This window comes from Spirosoma sp. SC4-14 (genome assembly GCF_037201965.1).
GTDB lineage: Bacteria > Bacteroidota > Bacteroidia > Cytophagales > Spirosomataceae > Spirosoma.
Genome location: NZ_CP147518.1, coordinates 4,729,120 through 4,745,949, shown reverse-complemented (window position 1 = coordinate 4,745,949; position 16,830 = coordinate 4,729,120). Strand labels below are relative to the sequence as shown.

General features: G+C 52.4%; 13 protein-coding genes. 12 read left to right on the top strand and 1 reads right to left on the bottom strand.

From position 1 onward, the window contains the following. Nucleotides 1-6: 6 nt before the first annotated feature. On the bottom strand, nt 7-756 hold the full coding sequence (locus WBJ53_RS19280) for a GntR family transcriptional regulator (RefSeq protein ID WP_338869107.1): 750 nt from the start codon (nt 754-756) through the stop codon (nt 7-9). Nucleotides 757-964: 208 nt separating this feature from the next. On the opposite strand from WBJ53_RS19280, the gene WBJ53_RS19275 reads away from it, so the two are divergent. From WBJ53_RS19275 to WBJ53_RS19220, 12 genes are all read left to right on the top strand, one after another. Further along, nucleotides 965-1,753 carry an SDR family oxidoreductase gene (locus WBJ53_RS19275; protein WP_338869105.1) on the top strand — a complete coding sequence of 263 codons (789 nt, stop codon included), beginning with the start codon at nt 965-967 and terminating at the stop codon, nt 1,751-1,753. A gap of 52 nt (nt 1,754-1,805) precedes the next feature. Then, the gene (locus WBJ53_RS19270) at nt 1,806-2,690 is read left to right on the top strand and encodes an ROK family protein (protein WP_338869103.1); all 885 of its coding nucleotides are present in this window, start codon (nt 1,806-1,808) and stop codon (nt 2,688-2,690) included. Nucleotides 2,691-2,806: 116 nt separating this feature from the next. Further along, nucleotides 2,807-3,634: an SIS domain-containing protein gene (locus tag WBJ53_RS19265; RefSeq protein WP_338869101.1), complete on the top strand. Its 828-nt coding sequence runs from the start codon at nt 2,807-2,809 to the stop codon at nt 3,632-3,634. Beyond that, nucleotides 3,631-4,521 (top strand): sugar phosphate isomerase/epimerase, encoded by an 891-nt coding sequence (locus tag WBJ53_RS19260; RefSeq protein ID WP_338869099.1) that lies wholly within the window; start codon nt 3,631-3,633, stop codon nt 4,519-4,521. Before WBJ53_RS19265 ends, WBJ53_RS19260 begins: the two co-directional genes overlap by 4 nt. Nucleotide 4,522: 1 nt before the next feature. Further along, complete coding sequence (locus WBJ53_RS19255; protein ID WP_338869097.1) at nt 4,523-5,941, top strand: FAD-dependent oxidoreductase; 1,419 nt, start codon at nt 4,523-4,525, stop codon at nt 5,939-5,941. Between the two features lie 173 nt (nt 5,942-6,114). After that, on the top strand, nt 6,115-7,071 hold the full coding sequence (locus WBJ53_RS19250; protein ID WP_338869095.1) for an aryldialkylphosphatase: 957 nt from the start codon (nt 6,115-6,117) through the stop codon (nt 7,069-7,071). A gap of 27 nt (nt 7,072-7,098) precedes the next feature. Continuing rightward, nucleotides 7,099-8,517, top strand: coding sequence for a Gfo/Idh/MocA family oxidoreductase (locus tag WBJ53_RS19245; RefSeq protein ID WP_338869093.1), 1,419 nt, complete (start codon nt 7,099-7,101; stop codon nt 8,515-8,517). Nucleotides 8,518-8,584: 67 nt separating this feature from the next. After that, entirely contained in the window at nt 8,585-9,787 is a 1,203-nt protein-coding gene (locus WBJ53_RS19240; RefSeq protein ID WP_338869091.1) for a Gfo/Idh/MocA family oxidoreductase, read from the top strand. Nucleotides 9,788-10,069: 282 nt separating this feature from the next. Beyond that, complete coding sequence (locus WBJ53_RS19235) at nt 10,070-11,794, top strand: GMC family oxidoreductase (RefSeq protein ID WP_338869089.1); 1,725 nt, start codon at nt 10,070-10,072, stop codon at nt 11,792-11,794. Between the two features lie 257 nt (nt 11,795-12,051). Then, on the top strand, nt 12,052-13,548 hold the full coding sequence (locus WBJ53_RS19230) for a glycosyl hydrolase family 28 protein (protein ID WP_338869087.1): 1,497 nt from the start codon (nt 12,052-12,054) through the stop codon (nt 13,546-13,548). Between the two features lie 86 nt (nt 13,549-13,634). Further along, nucleotides 13,635-15,809, top strand: coding sequence for an SUMF1/EgtB/PvdO family nonheme iron enzyme (locus WBJ53_RS19225; RefSeq protein ID WP_338869085.1), 2,175 nt, complete (start codon nt 13,635-13,637; stop codon nt 15,807-15,809). A gap of 11 nt (nt 15,810-15,820) precedes the next feature. Beyond that, nucleotides 15,821-16,804, top strand: a complete 984-nt coding sequence (locus WBJ53_RS19220; RefSeq protein ID WP_338869083.1) for a hypothetical protein — start codon at nt 15,821-15,823, stop codon at nt 16,802-16,804. Nucleotides 16,805-16,830: the final 26 nt, after the last annotated feature.

Genomic DNA, 16,830 nt, shown 5'->3' with positions numbered 1-16,830 from the left:
AGGGTGTCAGAACCGCCCTTGCAGCAAAAACTGGTCGGTACGGGCGAATAGGAGCGAATAAAAACTAAAATCACTTTTATTGGTGTCAATCCGTTTTTCCAGCCTCAAAACGGGACTGCCCGGTTCAACCTGAAGTTGATTGGCTATGTGGTTCTCAGCAGGCAAGGCCTGAATTTTTTGCTCCCCCCCCGTGACCACCAGGCCATATTTTGTTCGCAGCAGATCAAAAAATGAGCGGTTCGTCAGCCGTTGACGTGATAAATTGGGTAGATACCGATTCGGTAAAATCAACTTTTCGAAAAACACGGGATTACCGTTCACCGACCGAAGTCGCTCCAGACAATAATATTGGGTATCTGGCGTCTCATCAGTGGGGTAAAACAACAGTTCGTTAGGAAAGGGGCATAGAATGGGTTTGGCCAGGATGATCGTGGTAATCACTTCAGCGGAAAGCCCTTCTGAGACTGCCTCGTTCTCGTCAATATGCGCAACATGCGTTTGCAGCGACATGACCCCCAACCCGATCGGAATCGCCTGTACGATGCTGCCTTTTCCCTGATGTTTCTTGATATAGCCCTCCTGGACTAGTAGCGATAGCGCTTGCCGAATTGTAGGTTGCGTTAGCCGGTACTGCTGTTGTAGTACACTTTCGGAAGGCAATAAATCCCCCGCTTTGAATACCCCCCGGATAATGTCCTGCCGGAGCGTTTCATATAAATATTGGTACTGTGGAATGCGGTTGGGCTGGTCAGTCATATCACCTATAAAGATAATACATCAAGTATAAATGTTGCTCCAAGTCTTGGGTTACTTATAATAATATATACTGTAATATATATTTTAAAACACTGATAAACAGATTTATATACTATATATTGATAACTTATTATAATAAGTTATTTGGTTTGACTAGGAATGTTGCTACCTTCGTCATAGAAAAAAGGGAAGCAACGAATTCGATGACATGGGTCAGTGGTTAGCGCAGAAACGTATTGTAATTATCGGCGGAACGACCGGTCTGGGTTTCTCGGCGGCTAAAGCGTTTGTCGAAGAAGGGGCATCAGTCATCGTAGTCGGGCGTGATGCCGGAAATGGTCGGCTAGCCGAAGTCCAGTTGCAAGGTAGGGGCATTGCCATCAGTGGTGACGCAACAGAGCCAGCCACAGCTCAAACGGCTATAGAACGCTGTCAGGAGGCTTTCGGTGGATTCGACGGGCTCTACCACGTAGCGGGTGGCAGCGGCCGACGCTTTGGTGATGGTCCGCTCCACGAACTGAGTATCGACGGTTGGAATTACACCTTTTCTCTGAATCTGACATCGCTCATGCTGTCCAATCAGGCGGCTGTGCAGGCGTTTCTGGAACAGGGAACCGGCGGCACTATTTTGAACATGGGGTCGGTGCTGGGTTCACGACCTTCGCCCGCCTATTTCGCTACCCATGCCTATGCCGCCACTAAATCGGCGGTGATTGGCTTCACCAAATCAATCGCGGCCTATTACGCACCGAACAATATACGGATCAACGTACTGGCTCCGGCCCTGGTCGAAACACCCATGGCCCAGCGGGCCGCTCAGGATGATACTATTTTGTCGTTTATCCAGACCAAACAGCCGCTGGACGGCGGACGCATTGGCCATCCCGGCGACCTCGATGGTGCGGCCGTCTATTTTCTGTCCGACGCGTCCCGGTTCACCACGGGTCAGGTGCTGTCCGTCGATGGCGGCTGGAGCATCAGCGAAGGACAGATTTAGTGATTAGTGGCTGATCACCAAAACCTCAATAATCAATAATTCAGTAACCAATTTGACTCAGGCAATCGGCATTGATTTAGGCGGTACCCGCATCAAAGGCGTACTGATCGACACGATCACAGGAACGGTTCTCCATCAGTTGATTACGCCAACCGGCGACGGTGAGAACGGGAATTGGCAACGAGCGGTCGCGGATACTGTTCAGGCGTTGAGCCAGCAGACCACCGAATCGATTCTGAGCATTGGCTTGTCGGCACCGGGTTTGCCTACGCCCAATAACACGGCCATTGCCTGTATGCCTGGCCGGTTGCAGGGGCTCGAAGGATTCGACTGGTCAGCCTATCTGGATAAGCCCGTTCGGGTGCTGAACGACGCCCATGCAGCTCTGATGGCCGAAGCTCGTTTCGGAACTTTAAAAGGCGTACAGCATGGGCTGATGCTCACGCTGGGCACGGGCGTAGGAGGTGGCCTGTTGCTGAAGGGACAACTCTACCAGGGTTTCTTCCAGATGGCGGGTCACCTCGGACATACAGCCATCCATGCCGATAGTGTGCATCTCGATATTACCAACATGCCTGGTAGTGTGGAAGATGCCATCGGTAACGTAACGGTGGGTCGGCGGTCGTTTGGCCGCTACCAGACTACACATGAACTGGTCGATGGGTATCAGCAGGGCGAACCGCTGGCCACTCAGGTCTGGCTCACGTCGATCCGGCAACTGGCCGTGTCACTGGCCTCGCTCGCCAATGCGTTCTCGCCGGAAGTCATCGTGCTGGGTGGCGGTATCATGCAGGCTGACCGGGCTTTGCTGGACCCGCTTCACACCTTTTTTGATCTGTTTGAATGGCGACCGGCGGGTAAAAAGACGACGATACGTAAAGCTTATTTTGAAGACTGGGCCGGGGCTATCGGTGCTGCGGCCTTTTTGAAAGAGTGAAAAAGAGTCAGGAAATAGTCAGGGATTGTCAGGAATTGACCACACCTGACCAACCTTGACCACATTTGACAATTTCTTACCAATCTTGACAAGTCCTGACTATCAATCTACAAATCATGAACCTCACATCACAATACATCCAGCAGAGCCGGGCTTTGCTGGACACCATAGAAGCACAGTCACAAGCCATTCAGCAAGCCGCCGACTGGTTTAGCCAGACCATTCTCGCCGGACGCATGGTGCATCTGTTTGGTAGTGGCCACAGCCGGATTATGGTCGAGGAAATGTGGCCGCGATACGGCTCGTTTCCAGGCTTCAATCCCATTGTCGAACTATCGCTTTCGTTTCATAACCTCGTAGTCGGGGCTAACGGGCAACGGCAGGCCATGTTTCTGGAAAACGTACCGGGACTGGCCCAGCGTATCCTGCGTAATTACGACCTCTCGAATCTGGATTCAGCTCTGATTATCTCGTCCAGTGGCTGTAACGTAGTGCCCATCGAAATGGCTGAATTATTTCAGCAACAGGGCGTAAAGGTTGTGGCGCTGATCACCAAACAACACGCTGAAAAAAGCACCAGCAAACGAGCTGATGGTAAAAAATTAAGCGACTTTGCCGACCTGATTTTGGACACGGGCGCGCCCGTTGGCGATGCCATGATTACCGTTCCGGGGCTGGATACACCCGTAGCGCCGGGTTCGACCGTAGGCGGGGCGGTGGTCGTGAACTGCATCAAAGCCGAAACAGCCCAACGGCTTACCGAGGCCGGGCATCCGCCAAACGTCTTATCCGCAGCCAACGTGGTCGGTTCGGAGCGGGCCGTTACGCTGTTCGAAAGTGCTTATGACGAACACGCCCACCGGCTCGCCAGACTATACCAGAACGTGGGCATACCGTCCTACGTAAGCGATCAGGCAGATACCCTTACACCAGAGCAGCTATGATGAACCGACGCACATTTTTAGGAACGGCGGCCGGGTCGTTGGCCCTCGCTCAACAGGTGTCGCTTGCGGATATGCCCCATCAAAAACCGCTGGTGAGTGCTCATGTATGGGTATTCTCGTCCGATATGCCAAAGTATGACTGTTTTTCAGTGCTCGACAGCGTCTTTGCCGATGTGAAATACGCCGGGTTTGACGGCATTGAATTGATGGATGTAGCCTTACACCATGACGATTCCGTCGCGAAAATTGGCGATCTGATGCAGAAAACCGGCGTATCGCTGATTGGGGCATCGCATGGGCAGAGCATGTGGGACAAAAACAAACAGGCCGAAAACGTAGACATTGCTGGAAAAGTCATCGAACGAATTGCGAAACTAAACGGGCGGGTATTGGGCCTGTCAGTCGGGGATGCCCGACGCAAAAAGACGCCCGAGGAGTTCGACGTACAGGCTGAGACGCTGAAACAGATTCAGACCATCGGCAAACAATATAAGGTCGTTCCGAACCTGCACAACCATACCTACGAAGTAGAGAATGGGCTATATGATCTGACAAATACCCTGCAACGTGTACCCGACATTGCCCTGGGCCCTGACCTCGACTGGCTATTTCAGGCCAAAGTCGACGTGCCCACCTTCCTGAAAACCTACGCGGATAAGATTGTGTACATGCACCTGCGCGACCACCTTTGGACGGGTGTCTGGTCGGAAGCGCTGGGCGAAGGCATTATGGACTTCGGAGCGATTGCTCGCCAGTTGAAACAGCTTGGCTATACGGGCGATATGACCGTCGAATTGGCTTTTCCATATGGGTACAAGCCCACCCGGCCCATTCGTGAAAGCCTGAAAATGAGTCGACAGGTGGTAAAAAAACAGTTTGGTGTATAAGATGGCAACCGTTTTCAATCATCTCCATATTCCGCTATTAGCCGAAACCGATATTCTGGTCATCGGGGCGGGTTCGGCGGGTTGCGTGGCCGCGCTGTCGGCTGCGTCCCGCGATCAAAGCCTGTCGGTGATGCTGGTCGAGCGGTACGGGTTTCCGGGCGGTACGTCTACCCAGATGCTCGATACGTTTTACGGCTTTTTTACGCCCGGCGCTACGTCCCGCAACGGCGGACCGCGCAAAATTGTGGGCGGCTGGCCCGACCGCATCGTGAACGAACTGGATAAAGTGGGCGCAGTGTTTTTGCGGCCTAATACCTACGGTGCCGGAACGGGCGTGAACTACAATCCCGAACGCCTGAAACTCATCTGGGATCAACTGATTCAGCAACAGGGCATTCGGTACCTCCTGCATACCACGCTGATCGACGTAGCAACCGAAGGAGAGCACTATGCCTGTATTTTCTGGAATAAAGGCGGTTTTCAGAAAGTACTGGCCCGGCGGGTCATCGACGCATCCGGCGATGCCGATTTCTGTCATCTGGCGGGTTTTGCCTATGAAACTGCTGGAGAACACGAACCCGCCCAAAGCCTGACGACGACCTTCCGCATGAGCAATGTCGAACTGGACGAGTATGAGCGGGCGGGTGGCAAAACGATGCTGACCCAAAAAATGAACGAGGCCGTTACCAGCGGACGCCATCCCTTGCCCCGAAAAGAAGGGTCAGCCCACGAGATGAACGCGCAAAAGTGTATCTCAACCGTAGCCGTGAAAGTAGCCGGTCTGTCGGCGCTGAATGCCGACGAATTGACCAAAGCTGAAGTGGAAGGGCGACGACAGGCGTTCATTTACGAAGACTTTTTTCGGGACGACGTACCCGGTTATCAAAACGCCAATATCATTGGTTTGTCGCACCAGATTGGCGTTCGCGAAACCCGGCGCGTGTACGGCGAACATCGATTAACGAAAAAAGAATGCCTGGCGGGACTGTTGCCCGACGACCGTATTTTTCTCTGCGGAGCACCCATCGAAGACCACCGATATGATGCCAGCGGAGCCGACGAAACCTATTGGGAGTATATTCCCGGTTCAGGGATCTATGGCGTTCACTACGGTACGATTGTGCCGAAAGGGAGTCAGTCAGTTTGGGTCGTTGGTCGGTGTTTTTCGGCCACGCACGATGCCCACGCGTCCTGCCGGTCGATGGCCCAAACCATGTCGATGGGGCAGGCGGCCGGACTGGCGGCTGTGCAATCACTCCGAAACGATGAAGCTGCTAATGGCTTGAATGTGAAGCAGCTTCAACAGGATTTGTACGAACTGGGTGCCATTCTTGACATTCCTGATAATGTAGCCGATACGTCGCGAAACGGCTGGCGAAATAATGTGGTGCCGCAGACAGAAGTCAACGTTCAGCACTAACCTGATTTACCTTAAGTACTCAAGTCTAAAAAGCTTAGGTTATTTTTTGTCATGCTGAGGCACGAAGCATCTTCGGTACTTGGATTGGTGCTGCTACCGAAGATGCTTCGTACCTCAGCATGACAAAAAAATCTCAATTGAAAATATGCTACTGTAAATTAGCCGTAGTACTTATGTCCTTTATCCGAACCGTTTTAGGTGATATTCCGCCCGCACAGGCGGGCATTACGTATGCCCACGAGCACCTCATCATTGAGGAAAGCTTTCCGACGCTGGCGAACCCGGATTTTCTGCTGAACGATGTCGATAAGGTATCGGCAGAACTCACACAGGTGTACGCGGCTGGCGGACGAACGATGGTCGATACGATGCCCGCTAACTGCGGTCGGAACGTACTGAAACTGGCGGAGGTATCGCGCCGAACCGGGATTCAGATTGTGGCCCCAACGGGCATTCACCTGGAGCAATATTACCCGCCATCCCACTGGCGGTATCAGTATTCCGAAGATCAGTTAACGCGCCTGTTCATCGCCGATGTAGTCGATGGTATTGATCGCTACGATTACAACGGGCCGATTATTGACCGAACGCCACACAAAGCCGGGATGATCAAACTGGCCACGGGTGATGATCCGATAAGCCCGCACCAGGAGTTGATTTTTCGGGCCGTGGTCAATACCCACCGCGAAACGGGCGTACCGATTCTGACCCATAGTAATGCGGGTCGTCATGCGCTAAAACAAGCCGAGCTGTTCGCTAAACTCGGTGCTGATCTGAGCCACGTGGTCATCTCGCACGTAGATCGTTGTCAGGACGTAGCGTATCATCGGGAGCTGTTGAAAACGGGCGTTCGGGTTGAATTTGATAGCGCCTTTCGGTGGAAAAAAGGGGAAGAAAACGGGACGTATCGACTACTTGAAACGCTGCTCCCCGATTTCCCTGATCAGATTACAGCCGGAATGGATGCCGCCCGAAACACGTACTGGCGTTCCTACGGCGGCTCACCGGGCCTAACGTACCTGCTGACAACCTTCCGCGACGAACTCGACCGACGCGGGCTGAGCGCGTATTGGAACCGCCTGATGATCGAAAATCCAACGGCCTTGTACAGCTTTGTTAACTCCTTATAAATCAACGAAATTCTTATTCTTAAATAGATGAATTCAAGACGTAAATTTCTCCGACAACTGAGTGGCACCACCGCCTTGCTGGCGGGTGGCACCGCACTGGCCAATGCCGAAACAAGGTGTCTACACGCTGGCTCAGGTCATTTGATTACCCCGCTAAAACCACGCTCAGCGGCTGATACGATCAACATTGGCCTTATTGGCGCGGGTATCATCGGCCATTACGATCTCGATTGCGCGCTGAAAGTACCTGGTACAAAAGTCGTTGCCGTGGCCGACCTCTACGACCCGCGACTCGTTCGGGCAAAAGAAGTTTGGGGCAATGACCTCTTCACAACCCGAGACTATCGGGAAGTGCTGGCCCGAAAAGACGTTGATGCCGTACTGATTTGCGTACCCGACCACTGGCATGACAAAATCTCGATTGCCGCTCTCCAGGCTGGCAAACACGTCTACTGTGAAAAACCGATGGTTCACCATATCGACGAGGGGAAAGCGGTAATCGATGCCCACAAAAAATCAGGCAAAGTCTTTCAGGTGGGTAGCCAGCGGGCAAGTAGTGCCGCTGTGCTGGAAGCGAAGAAACGGTACGAAGCCGGTAACATTGGCGAGCTGACCTCCGTAGAAACGTTTCTGGACCGGACGGATGCACTGGGTGCCTGGCAGTATACGCTGCCGCCGAATCTCGACCCGAAAGACGTGGACTGGGACCGCTTCCTGGGCGATGCGCCCAAACGACCCTTTCAGGCCGAACGCTTTTTCCGTTGGCGCAACTACAAAGAATATGGAACGGGTGTGGCCGGGGATTTATTCGCTCACCTGCTCACGGGTGTACACACCATTACGGGCTCGCAGGGGCCGACCCGGATTTTTGCCCTGGGCGATTTGAATTACTGGAAAGATGGCCGGGATGCCTACGACCTTGTCACGGCGATTATGGACTATCCCAAGACCGATAAAAACCCCTCGTTTCAGTTTACCACCCGCGTCAATCTGGCAACAGGTGCCGGGGGCGACATTCACACGCGCCTGGTCGGGACGGAGGGCGTCATTGATATTGGCTGGAATTCGTTTGTGATGAATCGGCTCAAACGGCCCAATGCGCCCATGTACAGTACCGGCTACGACGCGTTGTTTACCTACCCAAAGACAATGCAAGAGGAGTTCATCCGTCAGTATGACCAGAAATACCCGGCGGGGCAGTTTACCCGGCAAATACAAAACGAACCCGCCGTAGCGTTCAACACCCCGGCTGGCTACGACGACCGGCTGGATCACATGATCGTGTTCTTCAATGCCATTCGGGAAAACAACCCGTCGCTCGTAAAAGAAGACGCCGAATTTGGCTTACGGGCAGCTGCGCCTTCGCTGGCGGCAAACCTGAGCGCCGAGCAACGCAAGGTGATCAACTGGGACCCCGTCGGCATGAAACTTATCAAAACCACCTAACTGTTAACTTTCAACTTTGACAAAGTTTTAAACTTTGTCAAAGTTCCTAAACCACTAACATATAGATATGCAACGAATTGCCATGCTGGGGGGCGGCTTCATTGGCCGCTTCTACGCCGAATCTCTTCACGGGCAGCGGAGCCGCGACCGTGTCATTGCCATCTATGCCCGCCGGGAGGAAACCGCCCAAAAATTTGCCGCCGACTACGGTTGCGCCATCTGGTCGACGGATATGGAGGAAGTGATTGCCCACCCCGACGTAACGATGGTGTGCATTGCCCTGCCCAATAACCTCCATGCGGTAGCCGTGTTGCTGTGCGCCAAACACAAAAAGAACGTCGTCTGCACCAAGCCCCTGGGACGTAACGCCGATGAAGCCCTACACATGATGCAGGCTGTTGAAGAAGCCGGTATTTTTGGGGGTTATCTGGAAGACCTGTGTTACTCGCCCAAGTTTTTAAAGGCGCTGGAAAGCGTTAAAAGTGGGGCGCTGGGCCGAATTTTATGGGCGAAATCCCGCGAAGCGCACCCTGGCCCGCACTCCAACTGGTTCTGGGACAAAGAGCAGGCGGGTGGCGGCTGTATGCTCGATCTGGGTTGCCACTGCGTCGAAATCGCCCGGAGTTTTATCGGGAAAGATGTTCGGCCCGTGGAGGTGATGTGCTGGGCGGCTACGCAGGTGAAGCCCATCGATGCCGAAGACCACGCCATTGCGCTGGTAAAATACGAAAACGGAGCCATCGGACAGTTTGAAGTTAGCTGGGTGTTCCGGGGCGGTATGGACCTGCGCGATGAGGTCATGGGTACCGAAGGCACCATCTGGATCAACAATTTTCTGCGTACCGGTTTCGAGATGTACACATCCGGTAAAGGGGCGGACTACGTTGCGGAAAAGGCCGAATCCAACTCCGGTTGGCTCTTTCCGGTCGGTGATGAGGTAAATGACCTGGGCTATAATCACATGTTTACCGACATGTTCAAATCCTGCGAAGAAGGGCGGCAACCCGCTGAAACCTTCTACGATGGCTACGTAGTGAACGCCGTGCTGGATGCCGCCTACCGCTCGGCGGAGTCGAAGCAGTGGGAACCCGTCAACTTACCCGTCTGGCGTGGGCAGGAAGGCTTGTCGTTCGAAAAAACGTTGACGGAATACGATGCCGATTTTTACCTGATCAAAGAAGAAATCACCCACGACGGACGCCACAAACTGATTCTGAAAGATAAAGTGAGCGGGAAAATCGTGGAGAAAGATTTGCTTGATGTAAACTGATTTTTTTTTGACAGGATTAACAGGATTTACAAGATTTTTTCTAGAACCTGTTTTAAACTTTCATAATTGAGTTGGCAATAAGTGCTTTTGTCATCCCGAGGAACGAGGGATCTTCGGTAGAAATAAAAAACAATCCTACTACCGAAGATCCCTCGTTCCTCGGGATGACAAAAACGCCTAATTCACCTTCCAGAAAAAAAGTTTAAACAGGTTCTTAATCTAATTGAAAAGAAAATCCTGTTCATCCTGTCGAAAAAACCGTACCCTAAACCTAAACACCACATGAACCTCATAGGAAAAGCGAACCAGCAAAACACATACGACGCCATTGTCATCGGTTCGGGTATAAGTGGCGGATGGGCCGCTAAAGAGCTAACCCAGAAAGGATTACGGACACTCGTGCTGGAACGTGGCCGACCTGTCGAGCATGTGAAAGATTACCCAACCACTATGTCCAGCCCCTGGGAGATGACCCACCGGGGCCGCTACCCGCTCGATGTACTCGAAAAAAGCCCTACGCAGGCTAAAGTAGGCTATGCTTTTAACGAATATTCCGGGCAGTTTTTCATCCGGGATACCGATCATCCGTACCAGCAGACCAAACCATTCGACTGGATTCGGGGCTATCAGGTGGGCGGTAAGTCGCTGTCCTGGGCGCGGTGGACGCAACGCTGGGCACCGTTTAATTTTGAGGATAATCTGAAAGACGGTCATGGTGTCGACTGGCCAATTCGGTACCCGGATTTAGCTCCCTGGTACAGCTACGTTGAAAAATTCGCGGGAATCAGTGGCAATAAAGATGGCCTGTCGACGCTGCCCGATGGCGAATTTCTGCCGCCTTTCGAGATGAACTGCATCGAAAAAAGCGTGCGCGATGCCTGGAAAAAAGAGTACGCTGATCGCCATCTGATCATCAGCCGGACGGCTAATCTGAGTAAAGCGCAACCTGTTCATCTGGCGCTGGGCCGGGCCGATTGCCAGTCGCGCAACTGGTGTGGCCGGGGTTGTTTATACGGCGCGTATTTCAGCAGCAACTCCGCTACGTTGCCCGCAGCGGCTAAAACCGGCAAGCTGACCGTCCGCCCGTTCTCGGTGGTTCATTCCATTATTTATGATGAAGCGAAACAACGGGCAACGGGCGTTCGGGTAATCGACACCAACACGAAAGAGATGACCGAGTATTACGCCCGCATCATTTTCGTGAATGCCGCTACGCTCAACTCCACGCTGGTGCTGCTCAATTCGACCTCGAACCGATTTCCCAACGGGCTTGGCAACGACAGTGGGGCGCTGGGTCATTATCTTATGGATCACAATTACCGGGGCCGGGTAGCTGGTGTTTACGAAGGCAAGGATCTGGATGACAACTATTATTACGGACGTCGGCCAACCGGCACTTACGTACCCCGATTCCGTAACGTACTGAATGACAGTCAAAAAGATTTTGTTCGTGGCTACGCGTATGCCTGTGGCGGAGGCCGGGCCGGTTGGGAGCGGGGCCATTCGGTGGCGGGTTTCGGGGCTGAGTACAAAGAAGCGCTGACCCATCCGGGCGAATGGTCGTTCAGCATGACGGCCATGGGCGAAATGCTGCCGCGCTACGAAAATCATGTTAAACTGAATCAGGCCAACAAAGATCAGTGGGGTATGCCCACTCTTGACATTGATTGCAGTTGGGGCGACAACGAAGATAAAATGACGGCTGATGCCATCGAACAGGCCAAAGCGATGATGGAAGCCGCTGGCATTCGGATAACGGCTGCGTTTGATAATCATCAGGCACCAGGTCTGGCCATTCACGAAATGGGAACCGCGCGCATGGGTCTCGATCCCAAAACGTCGGTGCTGAACAAATGGAACCAGATACACTCGGTCAAAAATGTGTTTGTAACAGACGGTGCCAGTATGGCTTCCTCGGCTTGTCAGAATCCATCGTTAACGTACATGGCCCTGACAGCCCGCGCGGCCGATTATGCTGTCCGGCAGCTGAAAGCGGGTAAGCTCTAGTAGCCATTAATCTGGCTTCATCGGTTGTCAGCGCTTTCGTTGGCACTCCCCAAAGATTTACTTGTCGAAAAGATGGGAAAAAACAGAATGGTGTCTGTTTAACAGGTATCCCCTGAGGCCCACGTATGCTGACTCATTCCATTGACCGGCTAAGGCCAACAAAACACCTGTTTCCATAGTGCAACCGCCGGAAAAAGGGTGAATGATAAAGTTGATGGTATCCGGTTTGTCAACCGGATAATGGGGCTTGTTCTACTATGAAGAATTACAACGTATTGACCCTGGTTATTGCCTTCCTGTTGAGTTGTCAGGCGTATGCCCAGACGTACGATATTCGTGATTTTGGGGCCAGAACGGATAGTACGTTTCTGAACACGAAAGCCATTCAATCGGCTATTGATCAATGCTATAGCAAAGGTGGGGGTGAGGTACTGGTGCCTGCCGGTACGTATTACACAGGCACAATTTTCCTGAAGTCAAACGTCTATCTACACTTGTCGGCGGGCGCGGTTCTACAGGGGAGCTACAAGCCCGCCGATTATCCCGAGCATACCATTCTGTCGGCCAAAAAATTCGGGACAATCACGCACAACGGCCTATATGTCGAATCCATGAAAGCCCTGGTTATTGCCGACAAGGCAACGCATACCGGAATTATTGGGCTGGGTACGTTACGCGGTCCTGGCGAAGGGAAGGCGTTTCAACTGGGGCTGAACAAAGACGGCAAGCCCAAGAACATCTTCTTTATCGGCTGTCAGGATGTGCTGATGGAAGGCATCAATATTCTCAACTCGGCGCAGGTAACCGTGTCTATATCGGGTTGTGAGCGCGTCACTATCAATAAAATATACCTCCGAAGCTGGGTGAACTGGAATTGCGACGGGCTGGATATTGACGGAAAAGACGTCATCATTTCCAACTGCCGCATCGACTCGGAAGATGACGCCCTCTGCTTTAAAAGCGAGTACCTCGATAAATTCTGCGAAAACATAACGGTCACCAACTGTGTGCTGTCGAGCATCTGCAACGGGATCAAATTTGGCACCGGCTCCCGAACGGGCTTCCGAAATATTACCGTCAGCAATTGTGTCATCAAAAAAGGATCGGTGAACGGGTATCGGCACTGGCCAATGCCTGCCAGCATTGTGCATAGGCCCGAAGAAACGAGTGTCAACACGGGTATTGTGATTCTGGGTGTCGATGGCGGCATCGTGGAGAACATTACTATCTCCGACATTATCATGACGGACGTATTGAGCCCAATTTTTATCCGGGTGGGCAGGCGGTTCCTGAACCCGGATAAAAAGCCGTCGGTGATGCGGCACATCAACATCCAGAACATCAGGGCCGAAACCCGTAGTATTATCCCAACCATTATTGCCGGTCTGGAAGAAAGTCCGGCCGAAGATATCCGGCTTTCCAATATTCGGATAACGGTGCCCAAAGGCGTTTCTGCTGATTCAATCAAAACGTTTCCGGCGATCATCCGCGAAGACGTAAAGGGGTATCCGGAAAACAGGCTGACATTCGGGACAAAGCTGCCAGCGAGTGCTTTTTATGTCAGGCACGTAAATGGGTTAGTCCTTGATGACGTGACAGTTACCTGCAACGAACCCGATGCCCGGCCCGCTTTTTATGTGGACGACGTACGGGGCATAAAACTAAAAAACGTGGCCATTGGTGATAAGAAACTGGAGAAAACAGGTGCGATGCTAACACAAAAGAATAGCGAGCGAATTGAGGTAATGAATTGACGGAGATTCTAGTGGCGTGTTAGTGGCGTCAGGTTTAAGAACCTGACGCCACAGAAAGAAGAGATTGTTTTTTTATGAAAAGCAGTATGCTCAGAAAGGGATTTGTCAGTTTTTGGATGTTGTGTTGCTGGGCGGGAAACACGTTCGGACAAAATAGAAATGCCCTTTCTGAAAAGTATTACCAACTGATTGAAGCGCCCACGGCACCGGACAAATGGGATGCGTGGCGTTCTGAATTACGGGCCTGGAAAGATTCGACGCTATACTCCCTGAATTACAAAGGTGAGAACTACCAGAAAAACAAGTACAAGTGGGCGTCCAGTGCCTATGCTACGTATTTCCTGATGGCTAACGAAACGACCCTGTATGATAAAAACGGGAGATATGACATCAGGAACTGCCTGAAAAAATACGAAGCCAACTACGGTGGTGTCGACGTAGTGGTTTTGTGGCCGACCTACCCGCAACTGGGCTTCGACAACCGGACTCAGTACTCGTTTTATCGAAATCTGCCGGGTGGTGTTGCAGGGCTCAAACAGTTATGTAATGAGCTGCATCAACTCGGCAAAAAGCTGATGATTGCCTACAATCCCTGGGACAACATCGCCCGGAATCAGGGCAAAACCGATGAAGACGAGCTGCTTGATCTGCTCACCGAAACGGGCGCTGACGGCGTGTATCTGGATACGATTTCAAACTTCGACGGCTTTTTTCAGAGAATGCAGCAGGCCAATGCCGGGGCTATTTTTCAGTCGGAAATACCGATTCGGCCGGAGGTGCTGAATCAGGTGCATCAATCGTGGCTGGAAGTGGGCTGGAATGAGAAATACAAAAACCTTGAGTTTGGTGAAGTGCCCCTGCTGGTACGCAATCGGTGGCTGGAACAGCGGCACATGATTTACCGGCTTTCCCGTTTCAGCCACGAGCAATCGACACTGCTCCAGAATGCCTGGATCAACGGCTGCGGTATTGTGATTTGGGAAAATGTGTTCGGTACGGTCAACGAAGTCAATCCGCGCGATCGGTCGCTGCTCCGGGCCATGCTGCCCATTCAACGGCGCTATTCCCAATTTTTTACGGAAGGCACCTGGACACCCCTGTTCCTGATTCAACTGAATCGGGTATTCGCCAGTAGCTGGCAACTGGGTAAAAATACATTATGGACAATCGTCAACCGGCAGGAGCAATGGACGAGGGGTAAACTTTTTGAGCAGGACGACGTACCGGGCGTCCGCTATTTCGACCTGCTGGCGGGGAAAGAGCTAAAACCAGGCCGCGCCAACGGGAAGATGAGTTTGTATGCCGAATACGGTCCCAAAGCGATTGGCTGCATTCTGGCTGTTGCCGAGTCGGAACTGACCGCCGACTTCCTGGCCTTTCTGAAAAAGCAGGCTGACATCCGCCAACGAGCCGACTATAGCACCACGTTTCACTTGCCAAAACCCCAGTTGAAACCCGTAGCGGCTACCCAACGATACGCAAGAAATAACGTACCGAAAGGCATGGTATCTATTCCTGTCGCCCCGGATTCGGTACGTATGACGTTCAGCTTCCGGCAGCGGGAGTGCGGTTTTTATCCGATTGGCCATTTTGTAGACTATTCCTACAGCCAGGCCCGCAACGAACTGACAACCGGCGAGGTGACCGTAAAACTCAGGCCGTTTGCCATGGATGAAACCCTCGTGACGAACGCGCAATTCGCCCAGTTTTTAAAAGCCAGCCACTATCAACCACCGCAGCGCGACAACTTCCTGAAGCATTGGGTGAATAACGCTCCGCCCGCTGGTCAGGAGAATTTTCCGGTGGTCTGGGTGACGCTGGACGATGCCCGTGCCTACGCCAAATGGGCCGGGAAACGACTTCCTACTGAAGCCGAATGGCAATGGGCGGCTCAAAACGGGGCGGCTCAGACCCGCTATCCCTGGGGCAATTCCTTCGATTCGACCGTAGTGAACACCGGACAATGGAAAGGAGCAACGGCCGTCAACCGCTTCGACAAAGGCCGAACAAAACAGGGATTGTTCGACATGAGCGGCAACGTCTGGCAACTGACCGAAAGCGAGCGCACCGACGGCTACAACCGATTCTGCATTTTGCGGGGAGGAGCCTGGTACGTCAATCGGGCTTCGGAGTGGTACGCCGATCAGGGCGCACAGGACACCCGTTTTGGTGCCAAATACCTGCTGACATGGCCGGGCCTGGATCGCTGTGCCACGGTGGGGTTCCGATGCGTAGTGGATGAGCAGGTAGTAAACCAGTAACCAATGTATCGATGTCTAAATTATTGCTAATCGGACTCCTGCTAACGGCTGCTTTGTGCCACGGCCAGGCGAAAAAGACAGTTGAGGAATTAATTTTTCAGACTGGTTTTGAGGGCGGTAGCCGCGTGGTGAAGGCTATTGGCAGCAATGACCACGGCGCTATGATGGAATACCTCGACGGGGTGGATACCAGCTTTCCCACCAAGAGCGATTGGCGTACCGATTGGCGATCTGTCGTGAAAAATGGCCGTATGCAGGTGCAGTATACGGGTGGCGATTCGACCAAACGGTTTGCGCGCGTCATTGCTGAACCGGGTAACCCCACCAATAAAGTGCTTCAGTATTGGTTAAATGACTCGTGGGTTGCTTCCGAAAACCAACAGAAAGCTCGTATTCAAACCAATCTGTATGGTATTCAGAGCGGCTACACCGAGTTTTATCAGTCGGTGAGGGTGTTTTTAACGGACGATTTCAACGCGCTGAAAACTTATCCCCGCCCCATAAACTGGTGTACGATTTCTGAATTCTGGAACAACGAATGGTGGGTTAAAAGCGAACCGTATGGATTTCGGATAACACTTGGCATTGGCAAGCCCAAAGGCGAAGTCAACGCGCTGAACTTCATTTTAAACGCTGAAAATGCGGGGCAAAAGGAAGTCTGGCGGGCAGACCCCACCACCTCAAACGTGGCAGTGCCCATCGGAAAATGGTTTACGATGGAGTATTATTTTAAAGAAGGTGACCAGAAAACAGGACGGTTTTATCTGGCCATTACGCCGGAGGGTCAAGCCCGGCAAGTGGTATATGACATCACCAATTTCACGCACAACACCGCCGACCCGGCCCCCAATGGGTTGACAGGCTATAATCCGATGAAACTGTACACCTCAAAGGAACTTATAAACCACGTGAAAGCACAGAACAAAACGCTCCAGGTGTACTGGGATGATTTTAAACTTTGGAAAAACAAACGGCCCAGCGATCTGAAAAACTAGGGAATACAGGCAAACACGAACACCCG

What these genes read in the sequence shown, in the direction of transcription:
- WBJ53_RS19280 (WP_338869107.1), bottom strand. Translation starts at nt 756, where the DNA reads ATGACTGACCAGCCCAACCGCATTCCACAGTACCAATATTTATATGAA.
- WBJ53_RS19265 (WP_338869101.1), top strand. Translation starts at nt 2,807, where the DNA reads ATGAACCTCACATCACAATACATCCAGCAGAGCCGGGCTTTGCTGGAC.
- WBJ53_RS19250 (WP_338869095.1), top strand. Translation starts at nt 6,115, where the DNA reads ATGTCCTTTATCCGAACCGTTTTAGGTGATATTCCGCCCGCACAGGCG.
- WBJ53_RS19220 (WP_338869083.1), top strand. Translation starts at nt 15,821, where the DNA reads ATGTCTAAATTATTGCTAATCGGACTCCTGCTAACGGCTGCTTTGTGC.
- WBJ53_RS19260 (WP_338869099.1), top strand. Translation starts at nt 3,631, where the DNA reads ATGATGAACCGACGCACATTTTTAGGAACGGCGGCCGGGTCGTTGGCC.
- WBJ53_RS19255 (WP_338869097.1), top strand. Translation starts at nt 4,523, where the DNA reads ATGGCAACCGTTTTCAATCATCTCCATATTCCGCTATTAGCCGAAACC.
- WBJ53_RS19230 (WP_338869087.1), top strand. Translation starts at nt 12,052, where the DNA reads ATGAAGAATTACAACGTATTGACCCTGGTTATTGCCTTCCTGTTGAGT.
- WBJ53_RS19275 (WP_338869105.1), top strand. Translation starts at nt 965, where the DNA reads ATGGGTCAGTGGTTAGCGCAGAAACGTATTGTAATTATCGGCGGAACG.
- WBJ53_RS19240 (WP_338869091.1), top strand. Translation starts at nt 8,585, where the DNA reads ATGCAACGAATTGCCATGCTGGGGGGCGGCTTCATTGGCCGCTTCTAC.
- WBJ53_RS19245 (WP_338869093.1), top strand. Translation starts at nt 7,099, where the DNA reads ATGAATTCAAGACGTAAATTTCTCCGACAACTGAGTGGCACCACCGCC.
- WBJ53_RS19225 (WP_338869085.1), top strand. Translation starts at nt 13,635, where the DNA reads ATGCTCAGAAAGGGATTTGTCAGTTTTTGGATGTTGTGTTGCTGGGCG.
- WBJ53_RS19235 (WP_338869089.1), top strand. Translation starts at nt 10,070, where the DNA reads ATGAACCTCATAGGAAAAGCGAACCAGCAAAACACATACGACGCCATT.